Annotated in this window: 18 protein-coding genes; 12 read left to right on the forward strand and 6 right to left on the reverse strand. The window is 70.5% G+C overall.

Annotated elements, in window-relative coordinates:
• The first annotated feature begins 259 nt into the window (after positions 1-259).
• The 4 genes from KAK06_RS05405 to KAK06_RS05420 are packed head-to-tail and all read left to right on the forward strand — an operon-like array spanning position 260 to position 3,313.
• Positions 260-1,210: an RluA family pseudouridine synthase gene (locus KAK06_RS05405; protein ID WP_310741045.1), complete on the forward strand. Its 951-nt coding sequence runs from the start codon at positions 260-262 to the stop codon at positions 1,208-1,210.
• Positions 1,207-1,872 carry an HAD family hydrolase gene (locus KAK06_RS05410; RefSeq protein WP_210800898.1) on the forward strand — a complete coding sequence of 222 codons (666 nt, stop codon included), beginning with the start codon at positions 1,207-1,209 and terminating at the stop codon, positions 1,870-1,872. Before KAK06_RS05405 ends, KAK06_RS05410 begins: the two co-directional genes overlap by 4 nt.
• Entirely contained in the window at positions 1,869-2,288 is a 420-nt protein-coding gene (locus KAK06_RS05415; protein ID WP_210800899.1) for a Rieske (2Fe-2S) protein, read from the forward strand. Before KAK06_RS05410 ends, KAK06_RS05415 begins: the two co-directional genes overlap by 4 nt.
• Entirely contained in the window at positions 2,285-3,313 is a 1,029-nt protein-coding gene (locus KAK06_RS05420; protein WP_210800900.1) for a S49 family peptidase, read from the forward strand. Before KAK06_RS05415 ends, KAK06_RS05420 begins: the two co-directional genes overlap by 4 nt.
• A 2-nt stretch (positions 3,314-3,315) precedes the next feature.
• Here KAK06_RS05420 and KAK06_RS05425 read toward each other — a convergent pair whose 3' ends face one another.
• On the reverse strand, positions 3,316-3,609 hold the full coding sequence (locus tag KAK06_RS05425) for a c-type cytochrome (RefSeq protein ID WP_210800901.1): 294 nt from the start codon (positions 3,607-3,609) through the stop codon (positions 3,316-3,318).
• A gap of 227 nt (positions 3,610-3,836) precedes the next feature.
• Between KAK06_RS05425 and KAK06_RS05430 the strand changes: the two genes are divergently transcribed.
• Positions 3,837-4,238, forward strand: a complete 402-nt coding sequence (locus KAK06_RS05430; RefSeq protein ID WP_210800902.1) for a YkvA family protein — start codon at positions 3,837-3,839, stop codon at positions 4,236-4,238.
• 1 nt (position 4,239) lies between these two features.
• Here the strand turns inward: KAK06_RS05430 and rocF are convergent, their stop codons facing one another.
• Complete coding sequence (gene rocF / locus KAK06_RS05435) at positions 4,240-5,157, reverse strand: arginase (protein WP_210800903.1); 918 nt, start codon at positions 5,155-5,157, stop codon at positions 4,240-4,242.
• 111 nt (positions 5,158-5,268) lie between these two features.
• Between rocF and KAK06_RS05440 the strand changes: the two genes are divergently transcribed.
• The gene (locus KAK06_RS05440; protein ID WP_210800904.1) at positions 5,269-5,889 is read left to right on the forward strand and encodes a nucleotide-binding protein; all 621 of its coding nucleotides are present in this window, start codon (positions 5,269-5,271) and stop codon (positions 5,887-5,889) included.
• Positions 5,890-5,937: 48 nt separating this feature from the next.
• A complete protein-coding gene (locus KAK06_RS05445; RefSeq protein WP_210800905.1) occupies positions 5,938-6,678 on the forward strand; it encodes a response regulator in 741 nt (246 codons plus the stop codon).
• A gap of 9 nt (positions 6,679-6,687) precedes the next feature.
• Here the strand turns inward: KAK06_RS05445 and KAK06_RS05450 are convergent, their stop codons facing one another.
• Both KAK06_RS05450 and KAK06_RS05455 read right to left on the reverse strand, forming a co-directional pair.
• A complete protein-coding gene (locus tag KAK06_RS05450; protein ID WP_310741046.1) occupies positions 6,688-7,533 on the reverse strand; it encodes a segregation and condensation protein A in 846 nt (281 codons plus the stop codon).
• 37 nt (positions 7,534-7,570) lie between these two features.
• Positions 7,571-7,774: a DUF3460 family protein gene (locus KAK06_RS05455; RefSeq protein ID WP_210800907.1), complete on the reverse strand. Its 204-nt coding sequence runs from the start codon at positions 7,772-7,774 to the stop codon at positions 7,571-7,573.
• Positions 7,775-7,865: 91 nt separating this feature from the next.
• Between KAK06_RS05455 and KAK06_RS05460 the strand changes: the two genes are divergently transcribed.
• The gene (locus KAK06_RS05460) at positions 7,866-8,837 is read left to right on the forward strand and encodes a CYTH domain-containing protein (protein WP_210800908.1); all 972 of its coding nucleotides are present in this window, start codon (positions 7,866-7,868) and stop codon (positions 8,835-8,837) included.
• Between the two features lie 123 nt (positions 8,838-8,960).
• Positions 8,961-9,323, forward strand: coding sequence for a hypothetical protein (locus KAK06_RS05465; protein ID WP_210800909.1), 363 nt, complete (start codon positions 8,961-8,963; stop codon positions 9,321-9,323).
• Position 9,324: 1 nt separating this feature from the next.
• On the opposite strand, the gene KAK06_RS05470 is transcribed toward KAK06_RS05465, so the two are convergent.
• Both KAK06_RS05470 and KAK06_RS05475 read right to left on the reverse strand, forming a co-directional pair.
• Positions 9,325-10,968, reverse strand: a complete 1,644-nt coding sequence (locus tag KAK06_RS05470; protein WP_210800910.1) for a SulP family inorganic anion transporter — start codon at positions 10,966-10,968, stop codon at positions 9,325-9,327.
• A gap of 4 nt (positions 10,969-10,972) precedes the next feature.
• Positions 10,973-11,179, reverse strand: a complete 207-nt coding sequence (locus KAK06_RS05475) for a ribbon-helix-helix protein (RefSeq protein ID WP_210800911.1) — start codon at positions 11,177-11,179, stop codon at positions 10,973-10,975.
• 92 nt (positions 11,180-11,271) lie between these two features.
• Here KAK06_RS05475 and KAK06_RS05480 point away from each other — a divergent pair, with 92 nt between their 5' ends.
• The 3 genes from KAK06_RS05480 to KAK06_RS24500 all read left to right on the forward strand — a co-directional run bounded on the left by KAK06_RS05480 (position 11,272) and on the right by KAK06_RS24500 (position 14,499).
• Positions 11,272-12,027 carry a YoaK family protein gene (locus KAK06_RS05480; protein ID WP_210800912.1) on the forward strand — a complete coding sequence of 252 codons (756 nt, stop codon included), beginning with the start codon at positions 11,272-11,274 and terminating at the stop codon, positions 12,025-12,027.
• On the forward strand, positions 12,024-12,800 hold the full coding sequence (locus KAK06_RS05485; RefSeq protein WP_210800913.1) for a fused MFS/spermidine synthase: 777 nt from the start codon (positions 12,024-12,026) through the stop codon (positions 12,798-12,800). The genes KAK06_RS05480 and KAK06_RS05485 overlap by 4 nt, the downstream gene beginning before the upstream one ends.
• 151 nt (positions 12,801-12,951) lie before the next feature.
• On the forward strand, positions 12,952-14,499 hold the full coding sequence (locus KAK06_RS24500) for a methyl-accepting chemotaxis protein (protein WP_310741047.1): 1,548 nt from the start codon (positions 12,952-12,954) through the stop codon (positions 14,497-14,499).
• Position 14,500: the final 1 nt, after the last annotated feature.

Raw genomic sequence — 14,500 nt, forward strand, 5'->3', positions numbered from 1 at the left:
CACAGTGCAGGGCGGCACGTCCGATGTTTCTCTGCCACCTGATGGGCACCGGCCGAGGGTCGCTTCGGGACGCTCATTCCGGCACCGGCTCAGGTGTTGCATCACCTGTGGAACACACCCCGAGGATGTGTTCCGCCACGATAAGCCCGCTCATGCCCGGGTAAACTCTGATAAATCAAGCACTTACGGCTCAATCGTGGTTCGGACCATTATAAAGGGGAAAACCCCGGCTGCGGCCACGCCTGATCCGGCCCCGGCGGTGCGCCTGGTGACCGTCGATGACGGCTCCGACGGCCAGCGCCTGGACAACTTCCTGCTGCGCGAACTCAAGGGTGTGCCCAAGACGCACGTCTACCGCATCATCCGCGCCGGTGAGGTGCGCGTGAACAAGGGCCGCGCCGCCGCCGATACCCGGCTGAGCCTGGGCGACGTGGTGCGGGTGCCGCCGGTGCGCGTGCCCACGCGCACCGCCGAGCCGGATGCCGCGCCGCCGCGCGAGTTTCCGCTGCTGTTCGAGGACGATGCGCTGCTGGTGGTCGACAAGCCGGCCGGCACCGCGGTGCACGGGGGCAGTGGCGTGAGCTTCGGTGTCATCGAGCAGCTGCGCCGGGCCCGGCCGCAGGCGAAGTTTCTGGAACTGGTGCACCGCCTCGACCGCGAGACCTCGGGCGCGCTGTTACTGGCCAAGAAACGCAGCGCCCTGACCGCGCTGCAGGACCAGTTCCGCCAGCGCGAAACCGGCAAGACCTACGCTGCACTGGTGGTGGGCAGCTGGCCGGCCAGCAAGAAGGTCATCGACGTCGCGCTGCACAAGTACCTCACGCCCGAGGGCGAGCGCCGCGTGCGCCCGGTGCCGGCCGATCACCCCGAGGCGATGCGCTCGATCTCGCTGGTCAAGGTGGTGCGCGCCTTCCGCGGCTTCACGCTGCTGGACGTGACGATCAAGACCGGCCGCACACACCAGATCCGGGTGCACCTGGCCAGCCAGGGCCACCCGATCGTCGGCGACGACAAGTATGGCGATTTCGCGCTGAACAAGGCCCTGGCCGGCGGCCGCCTGCTGCCGGGCCAGAAGTTCGAGCGCATGTTCCTGCACGCGCGCCGCCTGTCCTTTGACCACCCGACCAGCGGCGAGCGCATCACCCTGGAGGCGCTGTTGCCTGCGGAATGCGCGACACTGCTGGCCGCCTTGCCCGACCCCGCCGCATGACCGATAGACCTCGCCAGTTTGACCTGATCGCCTTCGACTGGGACGGCACGCTGTTCGATTCCACGGCGCTGATCGTGCGCGCCATTCAGCAGGCCTGCCGAGACATCGGCGTGGCCGTGCCCGATGACGCGCGCGCCTCGTACGTGATCGGCCTGGGCCTGCGCGACGCGCTGATGCACGCCGTGCCCGGCCTGCCCGAGGCCCGCTACCCCGAACTGGGCCAGCGCTACCGCCACCATTACTTTGCCGCTCAGCACCAGATCAGCCTGTTCGACGGCACGCTGGAGATGCTGCACGCGCTGCGCCAGCGCCACCACTGGCTGGCGGTGGCCACCGGCAAGACCCGCCAGGGCCTGAACGAGGCGCTGGCGCACACCGAGCTGAAAGGCCTGTTCGACGGCAGCCGCACCGCCGACGAAACCCTCTCCAAGCCGCACCCGCGCATGCTGGAAGAGCTGATGGCCGAGTTCGGCGTGCCGCCCGAGCGCACGCTGATGATCGGCGACACCACCCACGATCTGCAGATGGCGGCCAATGCCGGCACGGCCTCGGTGGGCGTGAGCTTCGGCGCCCACGACCACGCCGCCTTCGAGCCCCTGGGCCCGCGTTTCGTCGCCCACAGCACGCGCGAACTGCACGACTGGCTGCTGGCCCACGCATGAACAGCCCGGAGCGCATCGCCCTGTGCCCGACCGACGCGCTGGTCGAGCGGGGCCGCGGCCATGTCTTCGACGTGCGCTTGTGGGGCCAGCCGGCGCGTGCCTTTGCGCTGCGCTTTGACGGCCGCGTCGTGGCCTACGTCAACCGCTGCGCCCATGTGCCGGCGGAGCTGGACTGGCAGCCGGGCGAGTTCCTGGACCTGGAGCGGCGCTGGATCGTCTGCTCGATCCATGGCGCCGTCTACGAGCCGTCCAACGGCCTGTGCGTGGCCGGCCCCTGTGTCCACAAGCGGTTGATCCCGCTGCAGGTCGGCGAGGCCGACGCCCTGGTGTATTGGTATCCTAGCCGCGACGTCGAGCCCGCCGCGGGCGAGTGCTCCACGTCCCCCATCGCGCCCTCTGCGGCGCCCCCGCCATGAACCCCTCCGACGACCTCAATCCCTTCTCGCCCGCCCCGGCCCCTGCGCCGGAGGCTGCCCCGGCCGCGCCGGTGCAGGCCAGCGTGCCGGTGCAGCCGCTGGCGCTGGAGCCGCTGCTGCGCGAGTTCAAGGACGATCTGCTGCGCGAGCGCCGCTCCGCACGCCGCTGGAACATCGGGGTCCGGCTGGGCTGGCTGGCGCTGTTCGTCTTCCTGGTCTGGAGCGCGTTCAGTGCCCAGCCGGGCGCCAAGACCCACCCCAACGCCGGTCCGCACACCGCGCTGGTGGAGGTGCGCGGCGAGATCGCGGTGGACACCGAGGCCAACGCCGAGAACCTGATCGGCGCGATCAAGTCGGCGATGGAGGACGGCGGCTCCGAGGCGGTGGTGCTGCGCATCAACTCGCCCGGCGGCAGCCCGGTGCAGGCCGGCATCATCAATGACGAGATCCGCCGTCTGAAGGCCCTGCACAAGAAGAAGGTCTACGCGGTGGTCGAGGAGATGTGCGCCTCAGGTGCCTACTACATCGCTGCGGCGGCCGACGAGATCTATGTCGACAAGGCCAGCCTGGTGGGCTCGATCGGGGTGCTGATGGATGGCTTCGGCTTCACCGGCCTGATGGACAAGCTGGGTGTCGAGCGCCGCCTGCTCACGGCCGGCGAGAACAAGGGCATGCTCGACCCGTTCTCGCCGCAGAACGACAAGCAGACCGCCTACGCCAAGGCGATGATCGGCCAGATCCACGAGCAGTTCATCCAGGTGGTGCGCGAGGGCCGCGGCGACCGCCTGAAGGAAACGCCCGAGACCTTCTCGGGCCTGTTCTGGAACGGCGAGGAGGCGGTCAAGCTGGGCCTGGCCGATGCGTTCGGCAACCTCGATTTCGTCGCCCGCGAGGTGGTCAAGGCCGAGCACGTGATCGACTACACCCCACAGGAGAACGTCGCCGAGCGCCTGGCCAAGCAGTTCGGCGCCTCGATCGGCCAGGGCGCCGTGAAGGCGCTGCGCCAGATCGCGCCGATCCGCTGACGTCAGCGCACCGAGGCCAGCAGGTGGTCCAGCGCTGAGGCCACTTCCTCGTCGCTCAGCTTGGGGTTGCCCGCTTTGGGGGGCATCGCGCCCTTGCCCTTGAGGGCCGAAGCCAGCAGGGCGTCGCGCCCGGTCTCCAGGCGCGGGGCCCAGGCCGCCTTGTCGCCGAACTTCGGCGCATTGGCCAGGCCGGGCACGTGGCACATCGCGCAGTTCTGGTTGTAGACGGTGGGGCCATCGGCGGCCGCGGCCAGCAGCGGTGCGCACAGGGCCAGGCCCAGCAGGGTCTTCGTCATCGGGGGTCTCCTCGGTGGGTTTTCAACGCGGTGCCCCGGGGCGCAAGCCGTGTGCCAGGCGGTCCGCGCGCCCGCGCAACCGTTTCCGCGCGCATGCGCACGGCGCTGTTTCAGGGTTCCCCCGGGGATCTGAGCCGCCAGGCGTGCCAGCGCGGCACGCCTGGCGTCAGATCAGGACACGGCCCCAGTGGGCCTGCGACAGGCCCGCGATCGGTTCCAATAGCGGCATGAGCCGACCTCGCAGCTGGCTGCGCCGCTTCCAGGCGGCGCGCCTGGCCACCTACCTGATCGCCCTGTGGAAACTGGCGCGACACCCACGCACGCCGCGCCTGGCGCGCTGGGTGGCGCTGGCCGTGCTGGCCTATGCGGTCAGCCCGATCGACCTGATCCCCGACTTCATCCCGGTGCTGGGTCAGCTCGACGACCTGGTGCTGATCCCGGCCGGCGTGGCCCTGGTCGTGCGGCTGACGCCCGGCGAAGTGTGGCAGGACTGCCTGCGCGCCGCCGAGACCCAGGCCGAGGTGCTGCCCCAGCTGCGCGGCGGCCTGTTCGCGATCATCGCGCTGTGGCTGGTGCTGCTGATGCTCTTCGTGTGGTGGCTGGGCAGCACGGTCTGGAACGGCGCCTGACTCAGGCGCGCATCAGCGTGCTCTTGCCAAACAGGCTTTCGATCAGGTCCACCGCCAGCTCGGCGGTCTTGTTGCGCAGGTCCAGCGCCGGGTTCAGCTCGACCACGTCCAGGCTGCCCAGGCGGCCAGTGTCGGCAATCATCTCCATGCACAGCTGCGCCTCGCGGTAGGTGGGGCCGCCGGGCACGGTGGTGCCCACGCCGGGCGCGATGTCGGGGTCGAGGAAGTCGACGTCAAAGCTCACGTGCAGGTGGGTGTTGGCGTCCAGCGTGGCCAGCGCCAGCTCCATCGCGTGGCGCATGCCCATCTCGTCGATGTAGCGCATGTCGAACACCTCCAGGCCCGCCTGGTGGACAAAGCGCTTTTCGCCCGGGTCGACGCTGCGGATGCCGATCTGGCGGATCCACCTGGGGTGGATGGCTGGCACCTGGCCGCCGATCTCGATCAGCTCACGTGGGCCGTGGCCGCACAGGCAGGCCACCGGCATGCCGTGGATGTTGCCGCTGGGGGTGAGCTCGTTGGTGTTGAAGTCGGCGTGGGCGTCCAGCCACAGCACGCGCAGCTTCTTGCCGGTTTCGCGGCAGTGGCGCGCCACCGCGCTGATCGAGCCCAGCCCCAGGCAGTGGTCACCGCCCAGCAGGATGGGCAGGCGGCCCAGCGCCAGCTCGGCGTGCACCGCCTCGTGCACGAGGCGGTTCCAGGCCACCACCTCGGGCAGGTGGCGGTAGCCGTTGACCGGCGGTTGCCAGGGGTTGGCCGGTCCGGACAGGTTGCCGCGGTCGACCACGTCCACGCCATGGCTTTCAAGGATAGGGCCGATGTTGGCCACCCGCAGGGCCTCGGGGCCCATGCTGGCGCCGCGCGCCCCGGCACCGATGTCGGTGGGGGCGCCGATCAGGGAGACGAGTGGGTGCTGCATGGGGCGCCATTGTGCGCGCGCCGCCGCCGCCGATCCGTCGGTCATGCCCCGCTGTGGCCGAACTTTCCATGGGCTACCATGGGCTGGTCGACACCAAGACGGAGGCGCGCGATGCCCGTGATCGCCGTGGCCAACCCCAAGGGCGGGGTGGGCAAGAGCACCCTGGCCACCAACCTGGCCGGCTGGCTGGCGCGCCAGGGCCATGCCGTGATGCTGGGTGACCTGGATCGGCAGCAATCGTCCTGTCAGTGGCGTGCGCTGCGCCCGCCGCAGCTGCCGCCGATCGCCGGCTGGGAGCTGCGCGAGGGCGGTCTGGTGCGCCCGCCCAAGGGCACCACGCATGCGGTCATCGACACCCCGGCGGGGCTGCATGGCAAGAAGCTTGATGCGCTGCTGCGCATCGTCGACCGCCTGCTGGTGCCGCTGCAGCCCAGCCTGTTCGACATCCAGGCCACCCATGCCTTCATGCAGGCGCTGCGCGAGCACCCGCGTGCCGAGCGCATTGACGTGGCCCTGGTCGGCATGCGGGTCAAGGACCACACCATCGCCCGCGAGCGGCTGGAGGAGTTTGCCGCCACGCTGCAGGCGCCAATGGTGGCGATGCTGCGCGACACCCAGAACTACGTGCACCTGGCGGCCCATGGCCTGACGCTGTGGGACGTGGCGCCGGGCCGGGTCGAGCGCGACCTGGCGCAGTGGGCGCCACTGACAGATTGGCTGTCCCGTCAATAGGGGGCCGCACGTCAGGGCCGCGTGGGCTGCTGCAGCTAGCATCGGGTCATGGTCCACGCTGCTCGCCTCGCCAAAGTCCTGCTGGTCGACGATCATCCGCTGATCCTGTCCGCGCTGAAGGCCATGATCGAGCAGATGCAGCCCGGCGTCCTCGTGACCGCCCTGTCCAGCGCCGCGGCGCTGCGCGAGGCGCTGCAGAACGACGGCGAGCAGGACCTGGTGCTGCTGGATCTGCAGCTCGGTGATGCCCAGGGCTTTGATCTGCTCAGCACGCTGCGCAGCGGCTACCCGCAGCTGCCGGTGGTGGTGATTTCAGCCTCGGACCGCGCGGTGGATGTGCTGGCCGCAATCGACCTGGGCGCGATGGGCTACCTGCCCAAGCGCATGAGCACCGAGGCGCTGGCCGATGCCCTGAAGCTGGTCATGGAGGGCGGCATCTTCGTGCCGCCGCTGCCGCTGGCCGACCTGATGGCGGTGTCCGGGCCGGGCTCGGTGTCGGCGCCCGATGCGGTCTATGCCGGCAAGCTGTCGGTGGACGACCTGGGCATCACGCCGCGCCAGACCGACGTGCTGCACCTGCTGCTGCAGGGCCTGCCCAACAAGGACATCGCGCGCCGCCTGGGCCTGTCGGTCGAGACGGTGAAGGACCATGTGCAGGCGGTGCTGCGCTCGCTGGGCGTGTCCTCGCGCACCCAGGCGGTGCTGGCGGTGTCGCGCATGGGGGCGTCCAAGCGGCGCCTGCGCATCGGCGAGCCGTCGCCGGATGAGGGCGAGCCCACCCCCGAGTGAGCCCGCCGCTCAGTGCGGCGTGTAGCTCAGCCGCACGTAGATCGGCGCAAAGGCCTCGGCCTGGGTCAGCTCCAGCAGGCGCTCGCGCGCCAGCTCCAGCATCGCGATGAAGGTGACCACCATCACCGCCGGTCCGCGGGTCACGTCGAACAGGTCGCGGAATTCCACAAAGCGCTCGCCCTGCAGGCGGCGCAGCACCACGCTCATGTACTCGCGCACACTCAGCTGCTCGCGGGTGATCTTGTGGTGCTGATGCAGCTTGGCGCGCTTCATGATGTCGGCCCAGGCGGCGCGGATGTCGTCAGCGTCCACCTCGGGGAAGCGCGGCGTGATCGCCTGTTCGATCGTCACCTGGGCGCGCAGCACGTCGCGACCCAGCTGGGGCCGCGCATCCAGGCGCGCGGCGGCCAGCTTCATCTGCTCGTACTCCAGCAGGCGGCGCACCAGCTCGGCACGCGGATCCTCGGGCTCCTGGCCGTCATCGCTCTTCTTGGGCGGCAGCAGCATTCGCGACTTGATCTCGATCAGCATGGCCGCCATCAGCAGGTAGTCGGCTGCCAGCTCCAGGTTGTGGCGTCGGATCTGCTCGACATAGGCCAGGTACTGCCGCGTGACATCCGCCATCGGGATGTCGAGGATGTTGAAGTTCTGCTTGCGGATCAGGTAGAGCAGCAGGTCCAGCGGGCCCTCGAAGGCCTCGAGGAAGATCTCCAGCGCATCGGGCGGGATGTACAGGTCGGTGGGCAGCGCGAACAGCGGCTCGCCGTACAGGCGCGCCACGGCAATGCCGTCCACCACCTGCGGGGTGTCGGCCTCGGGCGCGGGTGGCGCAGGGGGCAGGACGTCGTCGTTCACGCGCCGCGGGGCCGGGCCGGTGTCGGCCTGGCCAGGATCACTTCTTCTGCGCGAAGTAGACGTAGGCCGTCTGTGGCACCTTGGCCGTGCGGTAGGCCGCGGCGGCATCGGCGTCCTGCGGGCGGTCCCACAGCAGCGAGCGGCCGGCCAGCTGCTCGGACTCGAGCGTCGGCTTCTTCGACTTCAGCTCATTGATGAACTGGGTGGCGTCGGACTGGTAGGGCTTCCAGAAGAGCGGCATAGCGTGGGGCGTGGTTCGACGAAACCGCCGATTTTAGGCCAGGGGCTGACACCGGGCCTTCAGGCCGTCCCCGCACACGGACAATCGCGCCATGACCGAGACCGAGCTGAAGTTCCAGATCCCCGCCGCCGCGCTGCCCGCCCTGCGCGAGGAACTGCTGGCCCGCGGCGCCACGCCGCAGTCGCTGCGCGCGCTCTACCTGGACACGCCCGACGGCCGGCTGTCGGCCGCCCGGGCCGCGCTGCGCCTGCGCCTGGAGGGCGAGGCCGGCTGGGTGCAGACCGCCAAGGCGCTGGGCGCCGATGTCCTGACCCGGCTGGAGCACGATGCGCTGGTCGGCCCGGCGCCTGAGCCGCCAGCCCTGGACCTGGCGCGCCACGCCGGCACGCCGGTGGCCCAGGCGCTGCAGGCCGCGCTGCAGGGCGCCACCGCAGCCCTGAGCGTGGTCTTCGAGACCGATGTGCAGCGCCTGCGCCTGGACGCCCCCGCGCCCTCGGGCGCCTGGGTCGAGCTGGCACTCGATGAAGGCGCGGTGCGTGCCGCGGGCCGCGAACTGCCGCTGGCCGAGATCGAGTTCGAGCTGCGCAGTGGCGAGCCAGCGGCGCTGCTGCACCTGGCGGCCGAGGCGGTGGGCCGCCACGGGCTGTGGCTGGACACCCGCAGCAAGGCCGAGCGCGGCCACCTGCTGGCGCGCAAGCTGCCCGCCACGCCGCCGCGCGCCGTGGCGCGCCCGGCCGCCAGCCTGCCCGCGCGTGCCGCCGTGGCGGGCCTGCTGGACGGCGTGCTGGCCAGCGCCAGCGTGCTGGCCGACCCGGACATGCCCGCCGAGGCCGCTGCCCCGCACCTGAGCGCCTGGCTGCGCGGCCTGGCCGAGCTGCTGCAGGTGCTGGGCCGTGCGGCGGCCGACGAAGCCCCACCCGACCCGGCCTGGGCCGAGACCCTGGTGGCCCTGCTGGCGCCGCTGGACACCCAGCCGATGGTGGGCGCCGCCGCCCGGGTGGCCCGCGGCGAGCGCTACAACCGGCTGGTGCTGGCGCTGCTGGGTTGGTCGCAGCCGCTCTGAACCCCTAGCCTCGGCCTTGGCCTAGGGGGATGGTCGGCCGCAGCCGACCTGCGGGAATCCGTTTGTACGAGGGACGGGACGGCAGTGGCCGGACCGCACAGACCTCAACCATTCGGAGCCCCCATGCACATCCGCCCCATGCCCTTCGCCCTGGCCGCCCTGGTCAGCCTGTCCGCCCTGGCCGCGTCGGCCCAGGCCGCGGGCCATGCCAACGCCGATCACCCCGCGGTGGCCCAGCAGCGCCTGGCCACCCAGGCCGGCATCGACACCAACCACTTCCTGGTGCAGCCGCCGGCCACCGTGACCTGGGCGGTGCGGACCGACGCCCCGGTGCGCCACGCCAACGCCGACCATCCGGCCGTGGCGCAGCAGCGGCTGGCTGCCCAGACGGGCATCGACGCCAACCATTTCCTGGTGCAGCCTCCCGCCTCGGTGACCTGGGTCGACCTGCCCACGCCCACCCGGCTGGCCGCCGTGGCGCGCTGAGTCAGAGGGCCTCGACGCCCGGGATGATGGCCTCGGCGCCCAGTTCGGCGGCAAAGCCCGAGCGCTGGATCAGCCCCAGCGGCTGCGGGTTCACGCTGGCCAGCACCAGGGCGATGCCGCGCCGCTTCAGCGCCGCGTGCAGCTGCTCCAGCGCGTCCAGGCCCGAGGTGTCCATCGACACCAGGCGGTGCATCTCCAGCACCACGGTACGGGTGCCCTCGGGCACCTGCTCGGGCAGGGCCTCGATCTTGCCCACGGCGCCAAAGAACAGCGAGCCGAACAGCTCGAAGACCTCGTTGCCGGGCGGCAGGCCCTCGTGCGGCACATGGGTCACGCTGAACAGCGTGCCCATGCGGTAGATGAAGAAGCCGCAGGCCGCCAGCAGGCCCATCTCCACCGCCACCGTCAGGTCGAACACCACGGTCAGCACGAAGGTGCCCAGCAGCACCGTGCGGTAGGGCAGCAGGAACTGGCGCAGCCGCGCGAACTCGCGCCACTCGCCCATGTTCCAGGCCACGAACAGCAGGATGCCGGCCAGCGCCGCCAGCGGCACATGCTGGGCCAGCGGCGCCGCCACCAGCACGATCACCAGCAGCGTCAGCGCATGCAGCATGCCGGCCACGGGCGTGCGGCCGCCGGCGCGCACATTGGTGACCGTGCGGGCGATCGTGCCGGTGGCCGGGATGCCACCGAAGAAGGGCGTGACGAAGTTCGCCACGCCCTGGGCCATCAGCTCCTGGTTGGGGTCGTGGCGCGGGATCTCGGCCATGTTATCGGCCACACGCGCGCACAGCAGCGACTCGATCGCGCCCAGCAGCGCGATGGTGATGGTCGGGATCACCAGCTGCTTGGCCGTGGCCCAGGTGAACTCGGGCAGATCAAAAGCGGGCAGCGCCTGCGGGATGCCGCCGAACTTGCTGCCGATGGTCTCCACCGGCAAGGCCAGCAGTTGCGCCACCACCGTGGCCCCGGCCAGCGCGATCACCGTGCCCGGTACCTGCGCGGCGTGGCGGCGGAACTTGTCGCGCCAGGTCTGCGGGCCGACCGGCATGGTGTAGCTCTTGGGCCAGATCACCACCAGCGCCAGGCAGGCCAGGCCGATCGCCACGGCCCAGGGGTTGACGCTGTCCAGGTGGCGCGCCAGCGTGGCGATCTGCGAGAAGAAGTCCCCCGGCATCTTCGCCACCTGCAGGCCCAGCAGGTCCTTCAGCTGGCTCAGGCCGATCAGCACCGCGATGCCATTGGTGAAGCCGATCACGATGGACACCGGGATGTAGCGCACCAGCGCGCCGAGCTTCAGCCAGCCCATGATGAACAGCAGCACGCCGGCCAGCGAGGTGGCGATCAGCAGATTGGCCAGACCGTAGCGCTCGACGATGCCGTAGACGATGACGATGAATGCGCCGGCTGGCCCGCCGATCTGCACGTTCGAGCCGCCCAGCGCCGAGATCAGGAAGCCGGCGATGATGGCCGTGAACAGGCCGGCCTCGGGCTTGACGCCGCTGGCAATGGCAAAGGCCATGGCCAGCGGCAGCGCGACGATGCCCACGGTCAGGCCGGCACCCAGGTCCTTGGCGAAGGACAGGCGGTCATAGCCCTGGACAGCCTGGATCAGGCGCGGCTGAAAACGGTGCAGGCGAGCCATCGGATCACCGTGCGGCGGGGTCGTCGTTCCCGGCCGCCGCCGCCGCGCTGCCGCTGGGCTGGTAGGACACGCCGTGGGCCGCCAGGTGGTCGCGGATCAACTGGCGCACCACCTGCGAGGGCGTGCGGTCCTGGGAGGCACACAGGCGCTCGAAGGCGGCCTTTTTGGCCGGATCAATCAGCACGGTCAGCCGGGCGGTCTTGAGTTCCATGCGGCGCAGTTCAAAAACATGTGCGTCATATGCACATACAAGGCGAATCCTAGGCGCATATGATGTGTGTCGCAAGGCCCTTCTTGCACGCCATGCCGACCGATTTCCTGCACCGCCTGACCGCGCCCCAGCGCACCCGCCGCGCCAACCGGCAGCTGGGCAGCGTGCTGGCCTTCGTGGCCGGCGCGGTGAATGCCGGCGGCTTTCTGGCGGTGCAGCGCTATACCTCGCACATGAGTGGCATCGTCTCGGGCATTGCCGATGACCTGGTGCTGGGCCAGGTGGCGCTGGCGCTGGGCGGCGTCTCGCTGCTGCTGGCCTTTGTGGCCGGGGCGGCCACCACCGCGATGCAGATTCACTGGGCGCGCCGCCAGGGTCTGCAGGGCGAGTTTGCGCTGCCGCTGATGACCGAGGCGGTGCTGCTGCTGCTGTTCGGGCTGCTGGGGGCGAACCTGGAGCTGCTGGTGGACATCTTCGTGCCGTCCACCGTGCTGCTGCTGTGCTTCGTGATGGGACTGCAGAACGCCGTGGTGACCAAGATCTCGCAGGCCGAGATCCGCACCACCCACATGACCGGCGTGATCACCGACCTGGGCATCGAGCTGGGGCGCCTGTTTTACTGGAACCGTCGGCCCGACGCGGAGGCCGGCCATGCGGTCCTCGCCAACCGCGACAAGCTGGGCATCCATGCCACCATCCTGGCCATGTTCTTCGGTGGCGGCCTGCTGGGGGCCGTGGCCTTCAAGCGCCTGGGCTTTGTGGCCACGCTGCCGATCGCCGGCCTGCTGATGGTGATGGCCGCGCCGCCGCTGCTGCGCGACCTGTGGACGCGCCGAGCCGCGCCATGAGCGAGGCCTGGTGGGCGCTGCCCGAGCCGGCCGAGCCTGACCAGGTGCAGCCTTTCCTGGTGCGCGACGGGGAGCACCTGTCGCTGCACTTTCACCTGGGCGAGGTGCAGAGCAGCATGCGCAGCGACGATCCGCAGCGGCTGGCGCTGGACTACACGCGGACCATGGCCGCTGCGCTGCTGCTGGCGCCGGCGCCGCGCACCGTGCTGATGATTGGCCTGGGTGGCGGCTCGCTGCTGAAGTTCCTGCGCGCGCAGCTGCCCGCCGCGACACTGACCGTGGTGGAGATCAATCCGCACGTGATCGCGCTGCGTGACGCCTTCGCCATTCCGCGCGACGACGAGCAGCTGTGCGTGCTGTGCGCCGATGGGGCGGCGCATGTGGCCTCGACATCGGCGCAGTACGACCTGCTGCTGGTCGACGGCTTTGACTACGACGGTCAGCCCGAGGCCTTGTGCAGCCCCGACTTCTACGCCCATTGCCGCGAGCGCCTCGCGCCCGGCGGCCTGCTGGTCGTCAACCTGCACGCCGACGGCGACCAGGAACACCGGCTGCTGGACCGGCTGGCGCTGTGCTTCGACGGTCAGCTGGTGGCGGTGCCCAGCGCGGATGCGGGCAACCGCATCGTCTTCGCAGGGGCACCCTGCCAGCCCGGCCGCGACCTGGGCGCGGTGCGACGGCGCTGGGCCGGGATGCCTGCCGGGCAGCGCGAGACCCTGGCTCACGTCCATCCCGTGTTGATGCAGGCGCTGATGGCACAGGGCGCGGCCTGAGGGCACTGGGCGCGGCCTGAGCCGGCTCATCAGGACGTTTGCGGGCATTCAGGGCCCCAGTTAAGGTGAATGCCCATAAACGGTAGAGGGTATTGTCACCAGCCAAGCCGCCACCCTGAGTCGGTGCGCCCTTCTTGACCTGGAGATGCCCTTGAGAACCCTGTCCTCGCTTGGCGTGATCGCCCGCTTGACGCTGGCCGTCGGCGTGCTGCTGGCCGTGCTGGCCGCCAATGCCGGTCTGAACCTGTGGCAGCAGTCGCAGACAGCCACGATGATGGCCGGACTGGCCGCGCAGTCCGACAAGCTGCGCCTGGTCGACCGCTGGGCCGCGCTGTCCGAGTCCGCCTCGGTGCGCATCATGGCGGTCAACAAATCGGGTGATGAGGCCATCTCGGCCCTGTTCGGTCCGGAGATCGGCCCCAAGGTGAAGGAGGTCGGCGAGCTGTTCCGCCAGATCAAGGGCCTGGCGACCCGGCCAGAGGAGCTGGCCTGGTTCGAGCAGATGACGCCCAAGCGCGAGGCGCTGCTGCAATCGCTCAAGGACATGGCCGAGTACCGGAAGATCGGCGACATGCCCGCTGCCAGCACCATGTTCGACACCGCCTTCATGCCGGCGCAAAAGGCCTACAACGAACACATCCAGGGCTTTGTGCGGATGCAGCGCGACTACCTGGAGCGCGAAGCCGCCGAGACCGCCGCCCGCGGCCGCCAGCAGGCCCTGCTGGCGCTCGGCGTGGTCGGACTGCTGGCCGTGGGCGGCGGGGTGCTGGCGGCCACTGTGCTGCGACACATCCGCCGCTCGCTGGGCGAAGCGGTGGCCGTGGCCCAGGCCGTGGCCGCCGGCGACCTGAGCCACCCGGTGACCGTGCGGGGCCGCGACGAATTCGGCACCCTGATGCGGGCCCTGGCCGAGATGACCGGCTCGCTCGAGCGCATCGTCGGCCAGGTGCGCCAGGGCACCGACAGCATCGCCACCGCCTCCGCCGAGATCGCCCAGGGCAACAACGACCTCTCGCAGCGCACTGAGCAGCAGGCCGGCAATGTGCAGGCCGCCGCGTCGGCGATGGACCAGATCACGGTGTCGGTGCGGCAGAACGCCGAGCACGCCCGCCAGGCCAATGCCCTGGCCCAAGCGGCCAGCGAGGTGGCCCAGCGCGGCGGCGAGGCCGTGGCCCGCGTGGTCGACACCATGGGCCAGATCAACACCGCGTCACGCCGCATCGAGGAGATCATCGGCGTGATCGACGGCATCTCGTTTCAGACCAACATCCTGGCCCTGAACGCCGCGGTCGAGGCGGCGCGCGCCGGCGAGCAGGGCCGCGGCTTTGCCGTGGTGGCCGGCGAGGTGCGCAGCCTGGCGCAGCGATCGGCCAACGCGGCCAAGGAGATCAAGGACCTGATCGCCGACTCCACCGACAAGGTGCGGGTGGGCAGCGAGCAGGTCGAAGGGGCCGGCCGCACCATGGACGAGATCGTCGACTCGGTGCGGCGCGTCAGCACGCTGGTGTCGGAAATCACGCAGGCCACGGCCGAGCAGGACAGCGGCATCGCCAGCGTCGGCCAATCGGTCAGCGAGATCGATCAGATGACGCAGCAGAACGCCGCCCTGGTGGAGCAGGCGGCGGCTGCGGCCGAGTCGATGCGCCGGCAGGCGCAGGAGCTGGAGCAGGCGGTGGCGGTGTTCCGCGTCGGACGCTGAG

Origin of the sequence: Ideonella aquatica, assembly GCF_018069755.1 — a bacterium.
In the GTDB taxonomy this organism is placed as follows: Bacteria; Pseudomonadota; Gammaproteobacteria; order Burkholderiales; family Burkholderiaceae_C; genus Ideonella; species Ideonella aquatica.

What these genes read in the sequence shown, in the direction of transcription:
- KAK06_RS05480 (WP_210800912.1), top strand. Translation starts at nt 11,272, where the DNA reads ATGCCGACCGATTTCCTGCACCGCCTGACCGCGCCCCAGCGCACCCGC.
- KAK06_RS05425 (WP_210800901.1), bottom strand. Translation starts at nt 3,609, where the DNA reads ATGACGAAGACCCTGCTGGGCCTGGCCCTGTGCGCACCGCTGCTGGCC.
- KAK06_RS05440 (WP_210800904.1), top strand. Translation starts at nt 5,269, where the DNA reads ATGCCCGTGATCGCCGTGGCCAACCCCAAGGGCGGGGTGGGCAAGAGC.
- KAK06_RS05475 (WP_210800911.1), bottom strand. Translation starts at nt 11,179, where the DNA reads ATGGAACTCAAGACCGCCCGGCTGACCGTGCTGATTGATCCGGCCAAA.
- KAK06_RS05460 (WP_210800908.1), top strand. Translation starts at nt 7,866, where the DNA reads ATGACCGAGACCGAGCTGAAGTTCCAGATCCCCGCCGCCGCGCTGCCC.
- KAK06_RS05465 (WP_210800909.1), top strand. Translation starts at nt 8,961, where the DNA reads ATGCACATCCGCCCCATGCCCTTCGCCCTGGCCGCCCTGGTCAGCCTG.
- KAK06_RS05485 (WP_210800913.1), top strand. Translation starts at nt 12,024, where the DNA reads ATGAGCGAGGCCTGGTGGGCGCTGCCCGAGCCGGCCGAGCCTGACCAG.
- KAK06_RS05420 (WP_210800900.1), top strand. Translation starts at nt 2,285, where the DNA reads ATGAACCCCTCCGACGACCTCAATCCCTTCTCGCCCGCCCCGGCCCCT.
- KAK06_RS05470 (WP_210800910.1), bottom strand. Translation starts at nt 10,968, where the DNA reads ATGGCTCGCCTGCACCGTTTTCAGCCGCGCCTGATCCAGGCTGTCCAG.
- KAK06_RS05410 (WP_210800898.1), top strand. Translation starts at nt 1,207, where the DNA reads ATGACCGATAGACCTCGCCAGTTTGACCTGATCGCCTTCGACTGGGAC.
- KAK06_RS05415 (WP_210800899.1), top strand. Translation starts at nt 1,869, where the DNA reads ATGAACAGCCCGGAGCGCATCGCCCTGTGCCCGACCGACGCGCTGGTC.
- KAK06_RS05430 (WP_210800902.1), top strand. Translation starts at nt 3,837, where the DNA reads ATGAGCCGACCTCGCAGCTGGCTGCGCCGCTTCCAGGCGGCGCGCCTG.
- KAK06_RS05455 (WP_210800907.1), bottom strand. Translation starts at nt 7,774, where the DNA reads ATGCCGCTCTTCTGGAAGCCCTACCAGTCCGACGCCACCCAGTTCATC.
- KAK06_RS05445 (WP_210800905.1), top strand. Translation starts at nt 5,938, where the DNA reads ATGGTCCACGCTGCTCGCCTCGCCAAAGTCCTGCTGGTCGACGATCAT.
- rocF (WP_210800903.1), bottom strand. Translation starts at nt 5,157, where the DNA reads ATGCAGCACCCACTCGTCTCCCTGATCGGCGCCCCCACCGACATCGGT.